At 69.9% G+C, this 19,092-nt stretch carries 16 protein-coding genes and 1 pseudogene; 3 read left to right on the top strand and 14 right to left on the bottom strand.

Annotated features, from left to right (window positions below):
- Positions 1–525: 525 nt before the first annotated feature.
- Positions 526–2,982 carry a hypothetical protein gene (locus ABS52_07930; protein ID ODT03682.1) on the top strand — a complete coding sequence of 819 codons (2,457 nt, stop codon included), beginning with the start codon at positions 526–528 and terminating at the stop codon, positions 2,980–2,982.
- Positions 2,983–3,056: 74 nt separating this feature from the next.
- Here the strand turns inward: ABS52_07930 and ABS52_07925 are convergent, their stop codons facing one another.
- Positions 3,057–4,007 (bottom strand): hypothetical protein, encoded by a 951-nt coding sequence (locus ABS52_07925; protein ID ODT03681.1) that lies wholly within the window; start codon positions 4,005–4,007, stop codon positions 3,057–3,059.
- 736 nt (positions 4,008–4,743) lie between these two features.
- On the opposite strand from ABS52_07925, the gene ABS52_07920 reads away from it, so the two are divergent.
- Together ABS52_07920 and ABS52_07915 are read left to right on the top strand one after the other, a co-directional pair.
- The gene (locus tag ABS52_07920; GenBank protein ODT03680.1) at positions 4,744–5,526 is read left to right on the top strand and encodes a hypothetical protein; all 783 of its coding nucleotides are present in this window, start codon (positions 4,744–4,746) and stop codon (positions 5,524–5,526) included.
- Between the two features lie 76 nt (positions 5,527–5,602).
- Positions 5,603–6,412, top strand: coding sequence for a hypothetical protein (locus tag ABS52_07915; protein ODT03679.1), 810 nt, complete (start codon positions 5,603–5,605; stop codon positions 6,410–6,412).
- 10 nt (positions 6,413–6,422) lie between these two features.
- On the opposite strand, the gene ABS52_07910 is transcribed toward ABS52_07915, so the two are convergent.
- The 13 genes and pseudogenes from ABS52_07910 to ABS52_07850 form a co-directional block, all read right to left on the bottom strand.
- Positions 6,423–7,517 (bottom strand): hypothetical protein, encoded by a 1,095-nt coding sequence (locus ABS52_07910; protein ID ODT03678.1) that lies wholly within the window; start codon positions 7,515–7,517, stop codon positions 6,423–6,425.
- A 75-nt stretch (positions 7,518–7,592) separates the two neighbouring features.
- Complete coding sequence (locus tag ABS52_07905; protein ODT03677.1) at positions 7,593–7,886, bottom strand: hypothetical protein; 294 nt, start codon at positions 7,884–7,886, stop codon at positions 7,593–7,595.
- Between the two features lie 29 nt (positions 7,887–7,915).
- Positions 7,916–8,332: a hypothetical protein gene (locus ABS52_07900; GenBank protein ID ODT03676.1), complete on the bottom strand. Its 417-nt coding sequence runs from the start codon at positions 8,330–8,332 to the stop codon at positions 7,916–7,918.
- A 23-nt stretch (positions 8,333–8,355) separates the two neighbouring features.
- Positions 8,356–9,474, bottom strand: a complete 1,119-nt coding sequence (locus ABS52_07895; GenBank protein ID ODT03675.1) for a hypothetical protein — start codon at positions 9,472–9,474, stop codon at positions 8,356–8,358.
- Complete coding sequence (locus ABS52_07890; protein ODT03674.1) at positions 9,471–10,223, bottom strand: hypothetical protein; 753 nt, start codon at positions 10,221–10,223, stop codon at positions 9,471–9,473. The genes ABS52_07895 and ABS52_07890 overlap by 4 nt, the downstream gene beginning before the upstream one ends.
- Entirely contained in the window at positions 10,220–11,230 is a 1,011-nt protein-coding gene (locus tag ABS52_07885; protein ID ODT03673.1) for a nucleoside-diphosphate sugar epimerase, read from the bottom strand. Before ABS52_07885 ends, ABS52_07890 begins: the two co-directional genes overlap by 4 nt.
- Positions 11,227–12,504 (bottom strand): hypothetical protein, encoded by a 1,278-nt coding sequence (locus ABS52_07880; protein ID ODT03672.1) that lies wholly within the window; start codon positions 12,502–12,504, stop codon positions 11,227–11,229. Before ABS52_07880 ends, ABS52_07885 begins: the two co-directional genes overlap by 4 nt.
- Complete coding sequence (locus ABS52_07875) at positions 12,501–13,673, bottom strand: hypothetical protein (GenBank protein ODT03671.1); 1,173 nt, start codon at positions 13,671–13,673, stop codon at positions 12,501–12,503. The genes ABS52_07880 and ABS52_07875 overlap by 4 nt, the downstream gene beginning before the upstream one ends.
- 7 nt (positions 13,674–13,680) lie before the next feature.
- Positions 13,681–15,192 carry an FAD-dependent oxidoreductase gene (locus ABS52_07870; protein ID ODT03760.1) on the bottom strand — a complete coding sequence of 504 codons (1,512 nt, stop codon included), beginning with the start codon at positions 15,190–15,192 and terminating at the stop codon, positions 13,681–13,683.
- Between the two features lie 10 nt (positions 15,193–15,202).
- Entirely contained in the window at positions 15,203–16,099 is an 897-nt protein-coding gene (locus ABS52_07865) for a hypothetical protein (protein ODT03670.1), read from the bottom strand.
- Positions 16,100–16,687, bottom strand: a complete 588-nt coding sequence (locus tag ABS52_07860) for a hypothetical protein (GenBank protein ODT03669.1) — start codon at positions 16,685–16,687, stop codon at positions 16,100–16,102.
- A 329-nt stretch (positions 16,688–17,016) separates the two neighbouring features.
- Positions 17,017–18,606, bottom strand: a complete 1,590-nt coding sequence (locus ABS52_07855) for a hypothetical protein (GenBank protein ODT03668.1) — start codon at positions 18,604–18,606, stop codon at positions 17,017–17,019.
- A gap of 7 nt (positions 18,607–18,613) precedes the next feature.
- A pseudogene (locus ABS52_07850) lies at positions 18,614–19,092 on the bottom strand (hypothetical protein).

The raw sequence follows: 19,092 nt of genomic DNA, 5'->3' as shown, positions 1-19,092 counted from the left end.
CGCGCGAATCGGCGGGGGCGGAGGACCCCCGGTCCCCGTCACGCACTGCAGCACCTGTGGCCATCGATTTCAACCAGTGTGGGTCGCGAGCGTTTGGAATCGAGGCGAGACGTCAGACGACGCGGGAGGGAGCCCTGCCGCATGGCCACCGTGGGCGTTTAAGCTGTAGTGGCGGCGGTGCAACGGGTCGCGCTGCAGTGTCTCGCTGCGTTAAATACGATTTAGACTTGCCGAGGTCAAGCTACACCGCCGCATGGCCACCACAGCAGTTGTCTGTCACCTCCGACAGCCATGTTGAGTCACGTCGACAGTGTGCTGCTGAAGGACGCACCGGGGTGCGCGGGGTCACAGCCGGGGCACAGCTGGGACACTGGGCCCGGAATTGCATCGGGATGTCGGCTCGAACGTCGATCGCCCCACCTCCCGGTCCGTGTCCGTACCGAGTCAGGGCGAGGCCGGATTGTGCGCCCTTTTGGCCGCATGATCGTCTGAAGTCGGCCGCACTCATTCGAAGACTCCGCTGACATGTCCGCCAATCTCGTCCCCTCCGCCGCGAATGCCGCGGCAGTCCCGCGACAGGACGGCTTCGCCCCGATGCCCCAATGGGGGGGGGCGCCCTCGGCGCCGCCGCCCTCCCAGGGGGGGGTCGGCGACCAGCTCGCGCGAACACTCGCGGCGATCAAGCGCTACAAGTGGCTCGTGCTGGCCGTCATCGCGGTCGGGAGCACGGCGGGGGTCACGCTCACCCGCTTCGTGAAGCCCAAGTACGACGTCAGCGCCTCCATCTGGATCGCCGCGACCCCCGGGCCCAGTGGTCGGATGGGGCCCGTGTCGGCCCCCGGGCTGGTCAACAGCGACGTGGCCTGGATGGAGCTGGCGCGCTCGTTCTCGGTCCTCGACAAGGTCGTCTCCAAGCTCGCGCTGTACGTCTACCCCGACGTCGCGGCGGACACGCTGGTGGTGCGCGACCTCTACCCGTCCGACTCGCTGCAGCCCGGCCCCTATCGTCTCACCATCCAGGGGTCGAGCTACGTCCTGGCGCGTCCCGCGCAGCAGCGGGGCGAGCAGGACGTGGTGGTCGAGCGCGGCGCGGTCGGCGACTCGATCGGGCGCGCGGTCGGCTTCCAGTGGCAACCGTCGGCGCAGCTGCTGGCGGGGCGCGAGCAGGTCGGCTTCTACGTCGTGACGCCGCGCGAGGCGGCCTTCAACCTGGGGAGCCAGCTCTCGGTCACGGTGGGGCAGAACTCCAACCTGATGCGCTTCCAGCTCTCGGGGTCGAAGGCGGGGCTCCTGGCCACCACGCTCAACACGCTCGCGCGCGAGTTCGTGAGCGAGGCCGTGCGCCTCAAGCGCGAGAACCTGACCGTGTCGGCCGAGGCGACCGAGGAGCAGCTGCAACAAGCGGCGCAGCAGCTGGCGGCGGCGCAGACGGCCCTCGAGCGATTCAAGATCAACACCATCACGCTCCCCTCCGAGCAGATGGCGATCACCCCCGGGGTCTCGACCACGATGAACCCGGTCTTCCAGGCGTACTTCAGCGACCGGGTCAACTACGAGCAGGTCCGGCGCGACCGCGAGGCGCTGGAGCGCATCGTCGAGGAAGGGCGCGGCCGCGGGGGGAAGATCTCGCTCGAGGCGCTGCGCTCGGTGGGGTCGGCCACCGCCTCCAACACCAGCCTCCAGGCGGAGATCGCCAACCTCAACCAGGCCAGGGGACAGCTCGTCAACCTGCAGAAGACCTACACCGACGAATACCGGATGGTGAAGGACCTGAAGCAGCAGATCGAGGTGATGGAGTCGCAGTCGATCCCGACCCTGGTCGCGTCGTCGTTGCAGGAGCTGCGCTCGCGCGAGGCGGAAATGAAGCGCCGGATCGACGGCGCCTCGCAGGAACTCAAGCAGATCCCGGCGCGAACGGTCGAGGAGATGCGCCTCAACCGCGAGCTGCAAATCGCGCAGACGATGTACGTGGACCTGCAGCAGCGCGCGATGTCGGCGCGCCTCTCCGAGCGGAACGCCCTGCCCGACGTGTCGATCCTCGACACGGCCGTGGCGCCGCGCTTCCCCTCGTCCGACACCACGCTCAGCATCATCCTGGTGGCGATCGCCGCGAGCATCGGACTGGGACTCGCCCTGGCGATCCTGCTGGACCGCCTGGACAAGCGCTTCCGCTATCCCGAGCAGGCGACGCACGAGCTCGGGCTGGACATCGTGGGCGCGATTCCCACGTACCGCAACCCGACGAGCGCCGCCGCGCGGCTCGAGGAGGCGTCGCAGCTCATCGAGTCGTTCCGCACCATCGCCCTCTCGGTGCGCAGCGCCTTCGAGGGGCTGGGACCGGTCCAGCTGGCGGTGTCGAGCCCCGGACCGGGCGACGGCAAGTCGTTCGTCTCCGCCAACCTGGCATCGGCGCTCGCCGACTCCGGCTACCGCACGGTCATCGTCGACGGCGACATCCGCCGGGGGACGCTGCACGACATCTTCGCGCCCTGCGCGCAGGCACCCGGACTCGTCGACTATCTCGCGGGCGAGGCGACGCTCGACGAGGTGCTGCGTCCCACGCAGCAGCACATCAACCTCTCGATCGTGCCGTGTGGCAAGCGACGCCGGCATGGCCCCGAGCTCCTCGCGTCGGAGCGCATGACGACCCTCATCCGCGACCTCCGCACGCAGTTCGACGCCATCATCGTCGACACGGCGCCGCTGGGCGCGGGGATCGATCCCTTCGCCATCGGTACCGCCACGGGCAGCATGGTGCTGGTGCTGCGCGCGGGCGAGACCGATCGCAAGCTCGCGCAGGCAAAGCTCACCGTCCTCGATCGCATGCCCATCCGCCTGGTCGGGGCCATCCTCAACGACATCGGCGAGCTGCCGCAGTTCAAGTACTACTACTACCTCGAAGGGTATCGCGCGCTGGAGGGAGCGGAGGAAGGCAACGCCGCGCTGCTCGGGTCAGGGAGCGGCGGCAACGGGCGCGGCTGACCCGCGCGCAACGACGCACGACGCACGACGCGCCGGCCCAGTGCATGGGCCGGCGCGCTGCATTCCGGGAATCGTCAGCGCGCGAGCGGAAGCTCCAGCGCGTCGTTCTGGAGGGTGGCGCGCACCGTCTCGGCGCCACGCGCCTGACGGAGCGCGCTCGCCGCACGCAGCAACAGTTCGACGGCATCGACCGACGACCGGGCGAAGTCGGGGACGGCGCTGTACCCCACCTTGCAGCGCACGGGATACGGTTCCCCGTCGACCGTGACCGGCGCCCCCTCGACCTCCTCGCGAAGGCGGTGCACGAGCCGCACGACGCCCTCGGGATCGGTGGAGGGGGCGATGATCGCGAACTCGGCGCGCCCGAGGCGACCGACGGCGTCCGATGAGCGGGCCATGCGTCGGCACACGTCGCTCACATGCGCGGCGATACGCTCGTCGAGATGGTCCGAGCCGGCACCCTGGTCATCGAGCAATGGGCTGATGGCCACGCACGCCAGCGGGGCACGACGCCGGCTTGCGTCGGCGCCGATCTCCCGCGCCCGGCGCGCCAACCCCCGCACGTTGTACAGCCCCGTCGCGGAATCGAGCAGGCTCTCGTCGCGCGACCGGTCGATCTCGCGCCGCGCCTGCACGAACAGGTCGAGCTTGAGCAGGAGCGACTCGGCGTCGATCGGCTGTGTCAGGAACTCCCAGGCCCCCGCCCGCAGCGCCTCGAGGCGCTGGGCGCGCGAGGCCGGCCCCGAGGTCATCACCACGATCGGGGTCGAACGCGGAAACTCGGGGTCCTCGCGCAGGCGCTGACAGATCTCGATCCCCGTGATGTCCGGCATGCTGGAATCGATGATGACCACATCGGGGTGAACCCGCCGCGCCAGCTCGATCGCCTGCCGCCCCGTGAAGGCCCGCACCGAGGCGTAGCCGTGCGGCCCGAGCACGCTCTCGAGCGAACGCGCCGACCACTCCTGATCGTTCGCCAGTAGGACGAGAGGCGGGGGGGACGGATCCGCTTGGTGTTCGGGCATGGGAGGGGACGCGTGCGGTCGAAGCCTGCGGAAGTCGCGAGGGCCGAGGTCCCACATGCGGGGCGCCCGGCCTCGTGCCCACCTACATGCAGGAGTCGTGCAGCCATACCGGAGGGGAGAATGGGCGATTTCGCATGTACAGGGGGGCATTCTGGCGCGGCTGGCCCCCGCATTGCGGCGCCGGTGCAACAGGTGACGCGCGGCATGCGCCGCCCACGTCCTGGTCCCCACCCCCCATCGGACTCGGGCCACGCAGCGCGGCAAATGTGCGACGAGGGCCACGTTGAATCGTCCTTGTACCGACCTCGGGCGCCATTCGACATGTGCCGGGTCGCCCTCCTCTTCCCGGCTCTCGTCGCACCGCTTCCCAGGTGGTCACGACCCCCTTCTGAACGTCCGCCACCGGCAGGTGAGCCACCGGCAGGTGAGCCACCGGCAGGTGAGCCACCGGCAGGTGAGCCACCCGCAGACCAGCCACCGCCAGCTCAGCCACCGGCACCGCCACCTCCGGCACGGCGCCTCCCAGAGCGAATCGTGACGCACCGGCGCCACGAAGCCGGGGCCGGACCACCTTCCCGCGTCGCTGGAGCCATCATCCGTGATGCCGTTCGCAGCACCAGCAAAGTATGATGCGTCACCATTGGGGGTCGGCGCCCCCGCGAACCGTGTTAGCACGAAGGGTGCATAGAGCTGCAACCGTATGCCTGACCCACTTTCCGGATCGATGAAATCACTCGTGGTCGTCGCGGCCCTTGCCGGGGCACTCCTGTCCGCGCCGAGTGGCGCCGGTGCCCAGAGTTCGCTGGGTGAGGGGAGGCGACAGGCGACGAGAGCCGAACTGGAGCAGGCGGCCAAGGCGACCGAGCAGGCGGCGGTAGTCGCACCGGACCAGAAAACGCGCGAGAAGCTCCTCTCGGACGCGGTCGCGATCCGGCAGCGCCTCCGCAATGGCGACTTCCTCCCCGGCGACCGGATCTACATCGTGGTTCTGGGCGACTCGGCACTCACCGATACCTTCACCGTGCGAGGCGACCGCCGCCTCCAGCTCCCCAACATTCCGGACATCACCCTGGCGGGCGTCCTGGATTCGGAGCTTGGCGGCTTCCTCACCACGGAGTTGAGCCGCTATCTCAAGAACCCCGTCGTCTCGGCGACGGGAATGGTCCGCCTGACGTTGACGGGCGGCGTGGCCCGCAATGGTTTCCTGACCTTCCCTGTGGACCAGGCCATCACCGACGTCCTGATGACGGCGGGGGGGATCGGTCCGGGCGCGCGACTGGACCAGGCCGAGGTCAAGCGCAGCGGGAAGGTCTTGATTGGGAAGAAGCAGTTCCAGGAGGCGATCCGGCTCGCGCGAACGGTCGGGGATCTGTCGCTTCGCGATGGCGACGAGATCTACGTCCCGCCCGCGACGGCGACGTCGGGGGTGCAGACGTGGGTCAAGGTGCTCGGCGTCGTGACCCCACTCATCTTCCTCGTTCGCGTCCTGAGCAACAGCAACCGCGGCAGGATCTTCTAGGACGTCCTCCGCTTCCGCACGATCGCTCCCCCTCCCGACCGACGTGTCCCCCCGAGTCCTGACGATGGAGTCCAGAGTGTCGCAGTTCGCCGGAGACTACCCCGCCCGCATCCCGACGCCTTCCACGCGGCGCCAGCGCCGCCTGGAAGGGGGCGAGGGCGGGCGCGGCATCGAGCGTCCGCGCTCGGTGGATGGTTCCCGGGGCGATGAGCGCGACGCCGTGACCGAAGTCTTCCCTCGCGAGCGGTCGGAGTCGATCAACCGGGCGCTGAACATCGCGATTGCCGGCACGAGCTTCCTCCTCCTGTCGCCGGTCCTCCTCCTGATCGCGATCGCGATCCGTCTCACGTCGCGCGGCCCGATCATCTACGCGCAGACGCGGGTGGGGCTCGACCGGAGGTGGCGCGACACGCTCGCCCTCCGCGAGCGGCGGCACGAGGACCTCGGGGGGCAGGTCTTCACGATCTTCAAGTTCCGCACGATGCGGGTGGACGCGGAGCGCTTCTCGGGGGCGGTCTGGGCGCAGGAGAACGACCCGCGCGTGACCAACCTCGGCCGGATGCTTCGCAAGTTCCGGCTCGACGAGCTCCCGCAGCTCTGGAACATCATGCGCGGCGACATGAACATCGTGGGCCCCCGTCCGGAGCGCCCCAGCATCGTGGCGCGCCTGCGCGAGGACATCGCCGAGTACCGGTACCGGCACCGCGTTCGCCCTGGGCTCACCGGGCTGGCGCAGATCAACCAGCACTACGACGCGTGCCTCGAGGATGTGCGGGCCAAGGTCCGTTGGGACCTGCAGTACATCAAGACACAGGACATCTGGCTCGACATCCGCATCATGCTGAAGACGGTGCCGGCCGTGCTCCTCAAGTTCCGCGGCTGGTAGCCGCGCCCGCTCAGGCCTGAAAGGTGTAGGCGGCCACCGCCGGGTCGTCGAGGGCGACGCGTCGCCCTTCGGCCGCGGAGAGATAGGCCGCCGCGAGCACCTTGAGGATGTCCCGTCCCGCTTCACCCGGCGCGGGGGCGGCGGTGCCGTCGATGAAGGCGCGCAGCGTCCGGTCGAGGAGGTTGCGCGTTGCGATCATGGGGGCGTTGCCCGGATTCGCGGCGATGGCGGCGCGGTCGTGCGCCACCTCGCGCCACGCCATCCCCGCTCCTCCCAGTTCCAGTCGCAGGTGCGGCTTGCGGCTGCGCAGGAGCCCCAACGATACGCGGGCCCGACCGCCGTACGACACCCGGTATGAGGCATGGGGCGTGTCCACGCGGACCTCGAAGTACTGGGTTTCTCCCTTGCAGAGGCGGTTCTGGGTGACCTGCGCCAGCCGGCCGCGCGAGAATTCCAGGGCAACCAGGGCCACGGCGTCCGATTGTTCGTCGCGCGTGCCGCAGGACGACATGGTCGCCGTGACCGCACGTGGCGTCTCGCCGAACGCTGCGACGACGAAGTCGACCAGGTGGATCCCAGCCTCGTAGAGGACGCCGTTGAGGAGCGTGCCGCGCCATCCGGGCTCGGCCCACGGCGGGAGATCCATGTTCTGCCACGCCTGCGCGAAGACGGCGCCGCCCTCCGCCGCGCGGATCGCATCGAGCATGGCGCGGAAGGCCGGCATCTCGCGGAACTCGTGGTTCAGCGCCAGCCGCCGCCCGGCCTTCGCCGCGGCGGCCAGGATCTCCTCCGCCTCGGCCACGCTCGTCGCCAGGGGCTTTTCGCAGATCACGTGCGTCCCCGCGGCCAGCGCCTCCAGGCAGAGGGCGCGGTGCGCCCTGGGTGGGGCGCAGATGATCACCGCCTCGGGACGCGTGGACGAGAGCACTTCGCCGAGGGTGGCGAAGACCGGGAAGGCAAACCGCTTGCCCGCGGCGAGGCGGGTCGACTCGCTCGGATCGCAACCGCCCACCAACTGGGCGTGCGGGATGGCGGCGAGTGCCGGCAGGTGCAAGTTCACCGCCGCATTGCCAAGGCCGGCGACGGCGACACGTAAGGCGGGCATATCAGGCAGTGGGGGGATTGGGACGGCGGCGCCCGGCCGGCGGAGCGTCACGCAGCCGCCGGCGGCAGCGCCTGTTCAGCGCAGGGCGAGGCGGTTGTACACCTCGCCGATCACACGCCCGAGGGCGTAGCCGACGACGAAGGCGTAGACGAATCCGACGAGACTCCCCAGCACACTCACGCGGTATCCCGGGAAGAACGCCCCCAGGAGCTGCAGATGCTGTCCTGGTGTAGGCCCTCCCTTGACGACGAGGACGAGCGTCGCCAGGAAGAGCCCGCCGCCAAGGACGAGCCCGAAAGCGATCCCCCAGGCGCGCGCGTTGAGCGACAGCAGCGTGCTCTGCAGGTTTTCGTCGCGTGGCGAGGTCATGGTTACCCGTTAGGGAAGGAAGGCGAGACTCAAATGTGGTCGAGGAACTCGCGCGTCTGCTCGAGCTCGGCCCGGGTCCGATAGGCGAAGGCCACGATGGCGAGGGCGAGGTTGCGGCAGAAGGCGACGAACCAGCCGGCCACGAACGACACCACGAAGCCCCACAGGGCGCCCACGAGGACGCCCTCCCACGACACGGTGTAGCCCACGAAGTACTGCGAGAGGAGGCCGAGCGGAAAGTCGGCGGCGCGCGCACTGAGGAGGGCGACCGCGGTCAGCGTCGCCATGAGCAAGGCCCCGGCCACCCCGGTCGCGGTGCCGAACGCCGCCTTGTGCAGCGGGGCGAAGGCGAGCCGCAGCGCCGGCATGAGCCGCGCTTCGTCGTCACGCGTGTCGCGTCCTCCCTCCATCCCCTCGTCCAGGATCAGTCCCTGGTTCGGTGACATGGCAACTCCTCCGCTCTTGACGACTACTCTTGGTCGGCGGTCCACGAGCTCCGGCGGTGCCTCGAGGGGATGGGGGGCCAGCGCTGTACCCCGATCTCGGCGTACGCTTCCGTCGTGGGGTTCGGGAGCGGTGCCCCGATGGTCTGCTGCAGGAAGAGCCCGGTCCCGAACGAGATTCCGTTCAGAAAATAGTACATCAGGTGTACCGGGATCACCCGGAGCGCGAAGATCGGCCCTCGCACGCGGCTGAAGAAGCCGAGCATCGGCGCGTTGGCGACAACGACGAACAGCAGCGCGAACAGCGCGGCGACGGCCACCCACCACGAGCGATCCCAGGCCGCCACGCCGAGGAGGAGGACGGCGCCCCACACCAGCATCGTGTTGAGCTTCTCGATCCAGCGCAGGTTCAGTGTCGCCGTGCTGAGGACCGCCTTGCGATGGGCGAGCAGGCGCGCCCAGGGAATGCCCCGGTCGCGGAGGTCGGTGCGGACGACGTTGGCGAAGGTCCAGCGCTTGAGGTGCGTGACCTGGATGTCGGGGCAGAGGCGGATCGTCTGTCCCAGTCCACGGATGCGCGCGCCGAGCTCGATGTCCTCGATCTGCGGTCGCGCGAAGTGCCACTCATCGTACATCCCGGCATCGTCGAAGACCTGTCGCCGCACTGCCCCTGCCCCGGCCCAGAAGGTCTCGACGTCGCCGGCGTTGCGCTGGTGCACGTAGTGATGCAGGAGGTTGCGGTACTGCGACATGAATCCCGGCGCGGGGGGACTGGTGTCGTATGCGCCGAAGACGGCGCCCACGTCCGGCTCGGCCTCCAGGACCTCGGCGAAGCGGCGCATCGTGTCGGGATGGACCACGACGTCGGCGTCGAAGAACATCACCACGTCGCCGCGCGAGACCTCGAAGCCCCGGTTACGGGCGTACGCGGGCCCGTGCGGCATGCCGGGCAGCCGGATCACCGTGTCGGCATGGCGCGCCGCGACCGTCGCCGTCTCGTCGGTGCTCGCGTCGTCGACGACGATCAGTTCCCACCGGTCGCGCGGGAAGTCGCTCGCCTCCAGCGCGCCTAACGTGCGGGGCAACATGGCCGACGCCTGGTGGGCCGGGACGATGACGGAGTAGAACGGGCGCGCGGCACTCATGCGGCCCGCCCCTGCACGAGTCGCTTCACGCGGCGCCCCTGCGCCCGCAGCCAGAGGCGGCTGCGGAAGGCCGCGCTCCCCCACCCCTCCAACTGCCCCGGTTCGCGGAAGTAGAACATGTCGAGCCGGGGAAGGAGGGCGCGATCGTCATCGTGGCGAAGGGGACGCAATTCGGTGGTGCATGCGTGGGTGTACACGTCGCGCACCACCGTGGCCGCCGCCGCATCCACGGCGCCGTACGGATAGGCAAAGCTCGTCGGACGACAGCCAAGCTCGGCGGCCATGCGCTCCACGCAGCCCGCCACCTCGTCCTCGAGCGAGGCCCCGCGCACCTGGGTCAGGTCGCGATGGCGGCGCGTGTGCGCGCCCAGCGCGACCCGCTGCGCGGCTACCGTGCCTAACGTGGACCAATCCATCAGGGGGAGTGCCGGGATCCCGGGAGCATGGCGCCCGCCCCAGTCGTTCGCCCCGCCGACATGCTCGGGCACGACGAACACGGTCGCGGGGAGCCCCGCGTTTGCCAGCAACGGGGCCGCCTCGTCGGCGAAGTTCTGGAAGCCGTCGTCGAAGGTGAGGGCCACGGCGTCGCCGTCATCGCCACGGGCCACGAGGTCGGCAATCGGCAGGACCCGCACCGCCCCGGAGGCCAGCCAGCGGACGTGCGCGCGAAACACCTCGCGCCCCACCGAAATCGGGGAGCCGGACTCGTCGATCGAGTGATAGGTGAGGATCGCGCGCATGCCGGTCACGTGCGGAGGGTCATGAAGGGAACGCCCCCTCCAGCGGCGGCCGCCAGCCGGGCGCGCTGATCCTCCACGACGTCGCGGATGATCACGTCGAGAGACGTGTCGGGGCAGAAGCCGGTCACGGCCTGGAGCTTCGACACGTCGGGGACGCGTCGCATCATGTCCTCGAAGCCGGCGGCGTACGCCTCCCCGTAGGGGACGAGGACGATCTCCGAGCGGCTCCCCGCCGCGTCGCGCACCCGCTCGGCAAGTTGCACGATGCTGATTTCCTGCGTGGAGCCGATGTTGAAGACCTCTCCCACCGCCGCCGGCGTCGACATCAGCCGCAGCATCCCTTCCACGGCATCGCGCACATGGCCGAAGCACCGCGACTGCTCGCCCGATCCGTAGACCGTGATGGGCTCGTTCCGCAGCGCCTGAGCGGCGAAGCTGGGGAGCACCATGCCGTACTGCCCTGTCTGGCGCGGCCCCACCGTGTTGAAGAAGCGGGTCACGATGACCGGTACGCCGCGTTCCCGCAGGTAGGCGAGGGCAAGCCATTCGTCCAGCGCCTTCGAGCAGGCGTAGGCCCAGCGCGAGTGCGAGGTGGGGCCGAGTTGGAGGTCCTGGTCCTCGCGGAACGGGATCGAGGTCGACTTCCCGTAGACTTCCGACGTCGAGGCGACGACGACGAGCTTCTTCTTGCGAGCGGCGGCGCCGAGGACGACCTCGGTGGCGCGGACGTTGGTCTCGATGGTGTGGACGGGCTTCTCGACGATGAGCTTGACGCCGACGGCCGCCGCCAGGTGCACGGTCACGTCGGCCATGTCCACCAACTCGGTGACGAGGGGGATGTCGAGGGCCGATCCGATGCGGTAGCCGAAGTCGGGGCGTCCGACCAGATGGGCGATGTTCTGCATGCTCCCGGTCGACAGGTCGTCGAGCACCTGGACGCGGTCGCCCCGGTCGAGCAGCCGCTCGGCCAGGTGAGACCCGATGAACCCGCACCCACCGGTGATGAAGACGTTCACGCGACCTCCTCCGCCGCCAGCGCGTCGGCGACGCGCGCATGTCCGCGGCGCACCGCGGCGCGCCGCACGATTCCAAGATACTGTGGTACGACGACCCGCTCGGACCAGCGATTCACGTAGGCGGCATATCCGGCGGCGGAGAGACGCGCGCGGTGGCGCGGGTCGCCCTGCAGCCGCCGCATGGCCTCCAGCAGCTCCGCCCGATTGCCGAACAGCTCCCCACCCCCCGACTGCTCCACGATCTCCGGGAACGGGCCAAGGCGCCGGGCGATGACCGGGGTCCCCTGCCGGAACGACTCGATCAGCACGATCCCGAAGGTCTCGTAGCACACCGACGGCACGATCAGCGCCACCGCGTGCTGGTAGAACTGGCGCAGGTCGTCCGGCGCGACGCGCCCGAGGAACTTCACGTTAGGCATGCCCCGTGCCAGCGCCCGCAGCGCGTCGCCATGCGTCCCGTCGCCGGCGATCACCAGGTCGGCGTCGGGAAAGTCGCGGAAGGCGGGGATGACATCGTCGAGCCCCTTGATGCGCTCCAGGCGGCCGGCGAAGAAGAAGTACGGGCGCGGGTGCGGCGGCGCCCCCTCCGCCACGGGGACCCCGTTCCCCTCGGGATCCGGGAGGAAGTAGGGGAGCACCTCCATCTCCCGCGGAAAGCCGAACTCCCGGTGCTTCTCCGCCGAGAACCGGCTCATGGCGATCACGGCATCCACGCGCTCGATCTCGCGCTCGAGGAACCCGGTGTACCGCCAGAGCTGGGGAGGGCGCCGGTAGCTGATGGCGCACCGAAGGCACTGGCGTCCCGTGCACAGCTCGCGGCCGTGCCGCCACAGGACGTGCATCGGGCACACCAGCCAGTGCTCGTGCGCCATGTAGAGCGACACCGCCTCGCCCGCATGGCGGAGCAGCCCCGGCCCGCCGATGAGGGAGATGTTGTGGAAGTTGACGACGTCGAAGCGCCCCGACTCCACGAGCTGGCGGATGCGGCCGCCGTTGACCACCGGGCGTCCGAGCTGCTGCGTGAGGAGGGCCGAGAGCATGGGGGCGCGGCTCCGGAGGCGGATCACCTCGACCCCCTCGTCGTCGTCGTGCGGCGAGGCGGCGGGTTCGGGCCCCGCGTTCAGGAGGTTGTAGGCGTCGGCATCGTGGACGACGGTGACGTGATGGCCGCGCTTGACCAGGCCGCGCGAGAGGCGCTGGATCCCGATGCCGTCGCCGCCGAAGTTGTACGGCGGATAGAACGTCGTGAGCATGAGGAAGCGGAGGGCGCTCATGCGGCCGCCTCCTCGAGCGCCGCCAGCGTGGCGCGTGCCGCACCGTCCCAGGTGAGGGCGCGGGCGCGCGCCAGCGCCTCGGTGCCTAACGCGTCGCGCAACGCCTGGTGCGTGGCCAGGCGCCGCATGGCCTCGAGCAGCGCGCCGCCGTCGCCGGGCGGCACGAAGATCCCCCCACCCTCGAGGAGCTCGGGGAGCGGGCTTTCCACCGTCGCGATGACCGGCGCGCCGCACGCCGCCGCCTCGACCGCTGGGAGGCCGAACCCCTCGCACTCCGATGGCAGGAGCGTCGCGATCGCTCCCGCATGGAGGGCCCGCAGGCGTTCGTCGGGGACGAACCCCGTCCAGTGGACGAGCGCGCCCGTGCCGCACGCGTCGACGAGCGCCCGCAGCCTGGCGTGCTCGCCGAAGAAGACGTCGCCCGACGTGGCCCCCACCAGGAGGAGGTGCGGCGCCACCGCCAGCTCGCCCGCCAGCGACGCATGCGCGCGAATGGCCAGGTCGAGGCGCTTGTGCGGGTTGAACCCTCCGACGTAGGTGAACCATGGTGCCCCGGCCGGGACGCCCGCGGCGCGGGCTTCCGCCTCCGCCACGTGCCGGGGCACGGGCGCGTACTCCGCGGCCGGCGCCTCCACCGCGACGCGGATGCGTTCGCGGGAAACGCCCAGCACCCGCGCGATGTCGCGCGCCGCATAGTCCGAGACGGTCAGCACCAACCGCGCCTGCTGCAGGGCAAGGGAGACCTTGAGCTTCCAGAAGAGCCGGGCACGCCGCGTCGGGAGGGTGAGCCGGGGAAACCGCTCGGCGATCGCGTCGTGGATCGTGACCACGGCGCGCTGGCCCGGAGGGAGGGGAAAGTAGGTGTAGACGGAGGGAGAGAAGAAGACGTCGGGGGCCGCCTGCCACACCGCGCGCGTCAAGCGAAGCATGTCGCGCGGCGAGCGGGCGCCGTCGGCGGAGGCGGCCATGGTCGGCGACTCGCCGAGCGCCACGACGATGCGCTGCACGTTGGGCGCGTCGAGGGAGAAGGCGTCGAAGGCGCGCCGGTCGCCGATGCACACGAATTGGTGCTGCGGCCCCTGCGCGGCCATCGCGCGCATCAGTTCCCGGGCGAACCGGCCGTAGCCGCGTGCGTTGGCCCAGCACGTCGCGTCGACGCCGATCCGCACTCCGCCGTCACGCAGCTCCCGCCCGGGCCTGCACGACCGAGGACGGGGGGGCCCCCTTTGCGGTGTCCGGCTCGACCTTCTGCTCCTCGTGATAGTCGAAGTCGGTGTTGACCGCCCAGACGTCGTGCGAGGCACCGCGCATGTTGGCGACGGCCATCATGGCGGTCAGCATGGAGTGATCGGCGTTGTTGTACTTGTGCATCCCGTTGCGCCCGACGGTATGCAGGTTCGGGACGGCGTCGATGAAGCGGCGGACGACCTGCAGGTGCGCCGAGTACTCGGAGTCGTACACGGGATAGGCCTTCTGCTGCCGGACCACACACCCGTCGATGACCTTCGCCGGGTCGGCGAGGCCGAGCTGCCCCAGCTCCTTCTTCGCCAGCTCGACGAGCGCGTCGTCGGGGCTGCTCCACAGCCCGTCCCCCTCGAAGCAGAAGTACTCGAGGCCGAGGCACGTGGTCCCGGGGCGCGGGACCATCGCCTTGCTCCAGTTGTTGAAGTTCTGGATGCGCCCAACCGTGACCCCCGGCGTGTGGATGTAGATCCAGTTGTCGGGAAAGAGCGCCTCCTGGTCGATCATCAGGGCGACGGTGAGGAAGTCGCGGTAATTGAGTCCGTCGCCAGCGGCAATGACGGGGGCCGGCGGGGCCGGATCGAACGACCGCACGAGGTTGCGGATCGCCATCGTGTTGATGAAGTGATCGCCCTCGAGCCGCACCTCGCCATCGGGCGTGCGCGCCCGGACGGCGACCACCTCCCCGTCCCGCATCTCGAGCGCAGCCACTTCGTGCCGGAGGAGGACGTCCCCCCCCATCGCCTCGATGCGCTGCGCCGCGGTTTCCCACATCTGTCCCGGCCCGAGGCGCGGGTACTGGAATTCGTTGATCAGCGTCTTGATCGTCTCGCTACGCCGCTGGAGCGACGCGGCATTCAGGATCGCCTTCGCGAGCGACAGCCCCTGGATGCGCTGGGCCGCCCATTCCGCCCGGATCTCGGTGCACGGGATACCCCAGACCTTCTCCGTATACGTCTTGAAGAAGATCTCGAACAGGCGCTTCCCGAAGCGGTTCGTGACCCACTGCTCCAGGTTCTCCTCGACCGGATACGGCTTGAAGTGCCACCGGACGTAGCTCGCCACGCAGAGGAACGAGTTCCACAGGCCAAGCCCGCTGAGGGCGTTCCACGCCTTGAGCGGGTAGTCGAAGTACTTCCCGCCGTAGTGGATGCGCGAGAGGCGCGGGACGCTGATGAACTCGGGGCCAAGGATCTCCTTCCACAGCTCCTCCACCGGGGTGACCTTGGTGAAGAAGCGATGCCCCCCGATGTCGAAGCGATAGCCGTTGTAGCGCGCCGTGCGGGAAATGCCACCCACCTGCGTGTCAGCCTCGAGCACGGTGACCTTCACCCCGTCCTTGGCCAGGATGTAGCCGGCCGTCAACCCCGCCGGACCGCCGCCGATGATGACGACGCGATCGCCGGCCTTGAGCTGCGCGACCCTGCGCGGTGCGTTTGCTGACAACCCGCTCACGTTACCGTACCCTCGACAGAGAATCCCCCGCTCCCGCCACCGAGCCCACCGCCTCGCCAACAGCCCATGCCACGACGAATAGCGCGATGAGCGGCAACGAACGTACCAGCTCCGAGGTGTGGCGCCCCTTGGCCCGAATGCGGGAGACGGTGCGCCAGAAGAGGAGTGGCGGTAGCGCCAGAGATGCCGCACCCATCAGGAGCCGTTTCGCCACCCCCGCCCCGTGCATGCGGGCCCCGGCATACGACCGCGAATACAGGTATCGCTGCGACATGTAGAGCCCGACCGTGTAGTGCATCTTGTGCCCGACGACGATCTCCGGGCGACACGTCAGCACGATCCCATCGCCCTTGAAGGCGTCGTGCAACCGGTTCTCCCACCCTCCCGACTCGGCCACCCCCCGGTACCGCTCCAGCAGCTCCCTGGGATAGACGACATTGTTCCCCGTTAGCCACTCGACGGGGCCAGCGGGGAGGGGAGGAGTGCAGTGACTGTACTCGCACAGGTACGCCGCCCAGTCGACCAGGCGCTCGGTCGCCGCGTTCTCGACCGCCCCGGCGACGACCGGGGTCGATGGTGTCTGCGCGGCCAGCAGCGCCTTGGCCCACCCGTCCGGAACGATCACGTGATCTTCGATGACCGCCACCGACGGGGCGGTCGCCTCGCGAAAGGCACGCGCGCGCATGTCGGGGATGGTCGCGTCCGAGGGGACCTCGAGGATGCGCACATGCGGAAAGCGCGAGCGTACTTGCTCGCGCAGCGCAGGGCCGAGGCGATCGACGACCAGGACTTCGAGCGGCACGTCGAGACGCTGGCGCTCGAGTGCCCCCAACGTCGCTGACAGGTCGTCGAACCCGTTCACCGAGGGGACGACCACCGAAAGTGCCGGCGCGGCCACCTACCGATCGTTCGAAGCTTCCATCACCCGCGCATCAGACTCGAGGCCGGCGATCCCCACGCTCGGGCGCACGGGCTCGCTCCGCCAACTTGGCGACGCCGCCACCGACGGCGCCAGATACGCGCGTCCACGCCTGCGTTCGCCTGCGGCGATCGCCGTGTTGTCGACGACCGGGACGAGTGGGACCTCCACCTCGACCATCACGTCATCGTCCACGCATCCCATCGTCCCGCCGAAGGCGTCGAGCCACATCCCGTCGCCCACCGTGCCGTCCATTCGCAGCGACACGATGTCGCCGGTGGCCCGATTCATCCCGAGCTCGCGCATCTGCGTGCTCCCCATCCCGTTCGGAGCGCCAAGGAAGGTCACGCTGGGGTAGGCAGCGCCCAACGTCGCCAGCTCGTCCTCCGTCGATGGCCGGACGACGATGATCTCGGCCTCCATGCGCCGGCAGCGCGCGGCCACGGCAGCCAGCGCGCGCTCGAGCGCCGAGCGATCGCCTTGCGACAGGAGCACCACGGAGAGCGTCGGGAGGTGTGGTGCGCGACGTGTCGCGCCGACGTCCCGTAACGGCATTCGATCGACCATCTCCCTCATTCGGTGGCTCCCGTATTCGTGACGGCGCTGGCCAGGGGTGAAATCGCGTCCCATTGCTGCGCCGAAGTTGCCAGTTGGTGTGTTCTCATAGTGCAAGGCGATTGCCCGCACGGCGGGGAACGGTGCACGCGTCGCGCCGTGGCCCCAAGTCGTTGCCAATGCACGAGTAATGCCGCAGTTGGCGCGCGAGCCTCGCGCGCGAAAAACCACCCGGACCGGGCCGCGATGTGGAGCCTTCGCCACATGCACCGCGCGAGTGTAGCCCTTGCGCGACGAGCCGGCAGGAAATGCCGCTTCGCGAACGGCGACGGGCGTACCGCTCAGTCGATATCCGACGCGATCCGCGTCGCGTTCGCCATGAGCGTGAAGGTCAGGTTCTTCGCGGGGAGCCAGGGGAATGCCGCGCCATCCACGACGTAGAGACCGCTGAATCCACGCACCGCCCCGTCGGGACCGGTGGTGTGTTCGCGCGCCTCGTCGATCATGGGGATCGTACCGGCATAGTGCACGCTCGAACCGCGGGGAAGGATTTTCGCCATTCCCGACGGGGCGATGCAGCCGAGGGCGCCGAGCGCCGCGCGCGTCCGGCGGATGGCATCGCGCGTGGCGGACAGGTCGCTGGTATCGTCGCCATACTCGAGCACCAGGCGGAACGTCCCGTCGCGGCGCGGCTCGAGCCGCGCGACGTTCTCGCGACGCCGGGTGTCGGAGAGCCAGATGTTGGCCACCCCGAGCGCCCCGCGCATGCGCCGGAAGACGCGCAGCGAGGTGCGCAGGTCGAACGGGAGGGAGTGGACGATCGGGTGAACGGCGGCGGCCTTGAGTGCGCTCACCTGTCCGTGCACGTCGGAGCGCCAATGCCCGGTGTCGAGGGCGAGGGCGAGCATGTGATACTGGTAGCTCGCCAGCTGCACATCGGCCCCGAGTCGCCGCAGGTTCACGAACGGGATCATCACGTGCCGGTTGTCCATGAGGCCGGGGAGGACGACCTCATCCATCCCGAGGGCGGCGAGCGTCTGGAGGTAGATCTGCGTCGTCGCGAGGGCGCCCGCGGCGAGCACGATCCGGTCCGCGCGGAACTCGACCTCTTCCCCTCCCTCGGCGGGGACGGCGACGACCCCGATGGCCCGCTCGTGCGCGGTCGTGAGGACGCGGCGCACCAGCATCCCCCCGCGATACGTGAAGTGGGGATGGGCCAGGAGGTCGGCGAGCGTGAGGCTCGGGGTGTAGAGCGCCCCGCGCGGGCACCCCCACAGGCAGCGTCCCAGCTCGCCGCAGGCACGACGCGTCCCGAGGTCGCGCGAGAGGACCGCGACGCGCGACCGCCCCAGGTGGAACCCCGCCGCGTTGAGGCGCGCGCGCCGCTCGTCGTAGCGTGCATGGAGCCACGCCGAGTGGGCGTCCATCGGGAGCGGGGAGAGATACGGGGCGGAGAGCGGCGAGAAGCGGCCGAGGTCATCGGCGACGCCGGTGATCCCGATGCGACGCGCGACGGTCGCGTAGTGCGGCCGCAGCGCCGCGCCATCGAACGGGAAGTCGGCGAGCTCCTCGTCGCGCAACTCGTACGATCCCCCCGTCCACGCCTCGGCCAATCCTCCGCGCGCGTACGACACCATGGGAGAGAACCCGCGCTCGGTGATCGACACCTCGGCCGGGCGCCTGAAGACATGGCCCTTGCTGGGCGGGAAGCCGTACGGCTTGGCGGCGGGCGATGGGTACACCACCGCTTCGCCCTGCTCTCCCAGGAAATAGGCTTCGGGATCGTCCAACCGCTCCTTGAGGTGCGAGAAGTCGGTGTCAGGGAGGGGGGCACTCGGGCGCTCGAACCCCACGTCGACGAGCTCCACCGTCTCGCCCCGGTCCAGGAGGGTCTGGGCGAAGTGGACGCCCGTGGCCCCCGATCCCACCACCAGGTACCTAGCCACGCGAGGATCCCACAGCTGCAAGGCGAGCCGCCAGGTGCAGCGGCGCGAGGCAGGCGACGGCGCAGGCCGTGCGGAACGTCCACATGGTCCCCAACGCGACCATCGCCAGCCAGGCCACGGCCGCCGTGGACGGGCGCGGCGTGTCGTAGTCGGAGTGCGTGGCGGGCGTCGACTCGAGCACCGCGAGGACGAGGGTCAGCTTGCGCCGGAGCGTGCCGTACGGACGCACCAGGCGCGCGTACGAGTCGGCCAGCCCGCACGCCATCGCCGAGCGTCGGGCGAATCCCACCAGCCACGCGTCGAAACGGTCGCCCGACTCGCCGACGGATGCGTGCGCGCGCAGGTACGCGGCGACGGCGCGCGGCGGAGGGGTGCGCGTGCCGAGGTAACGTGCGAAGACGGCGAACTCCGCCGCGAGGGGCTCGCCCGCTGGCGACGCCAGGGGCGTCGAGGCGGTGACGTGCCCCGGGC

Source organism: Gemmatimonadetes bacterium SCN 70-22 (assembly GCA_001724275.1).
In the GTDB taxonomy this organism is placed as follows: Bacteria; Gemmatimonadota; Gemmatimonadetes; order Gemmatimonadales; family Gemmatimonadaceae; genus SCN-70-22.
This window is presented reverse-complemented; position numbering and strand designations above follow the sequence as displayed.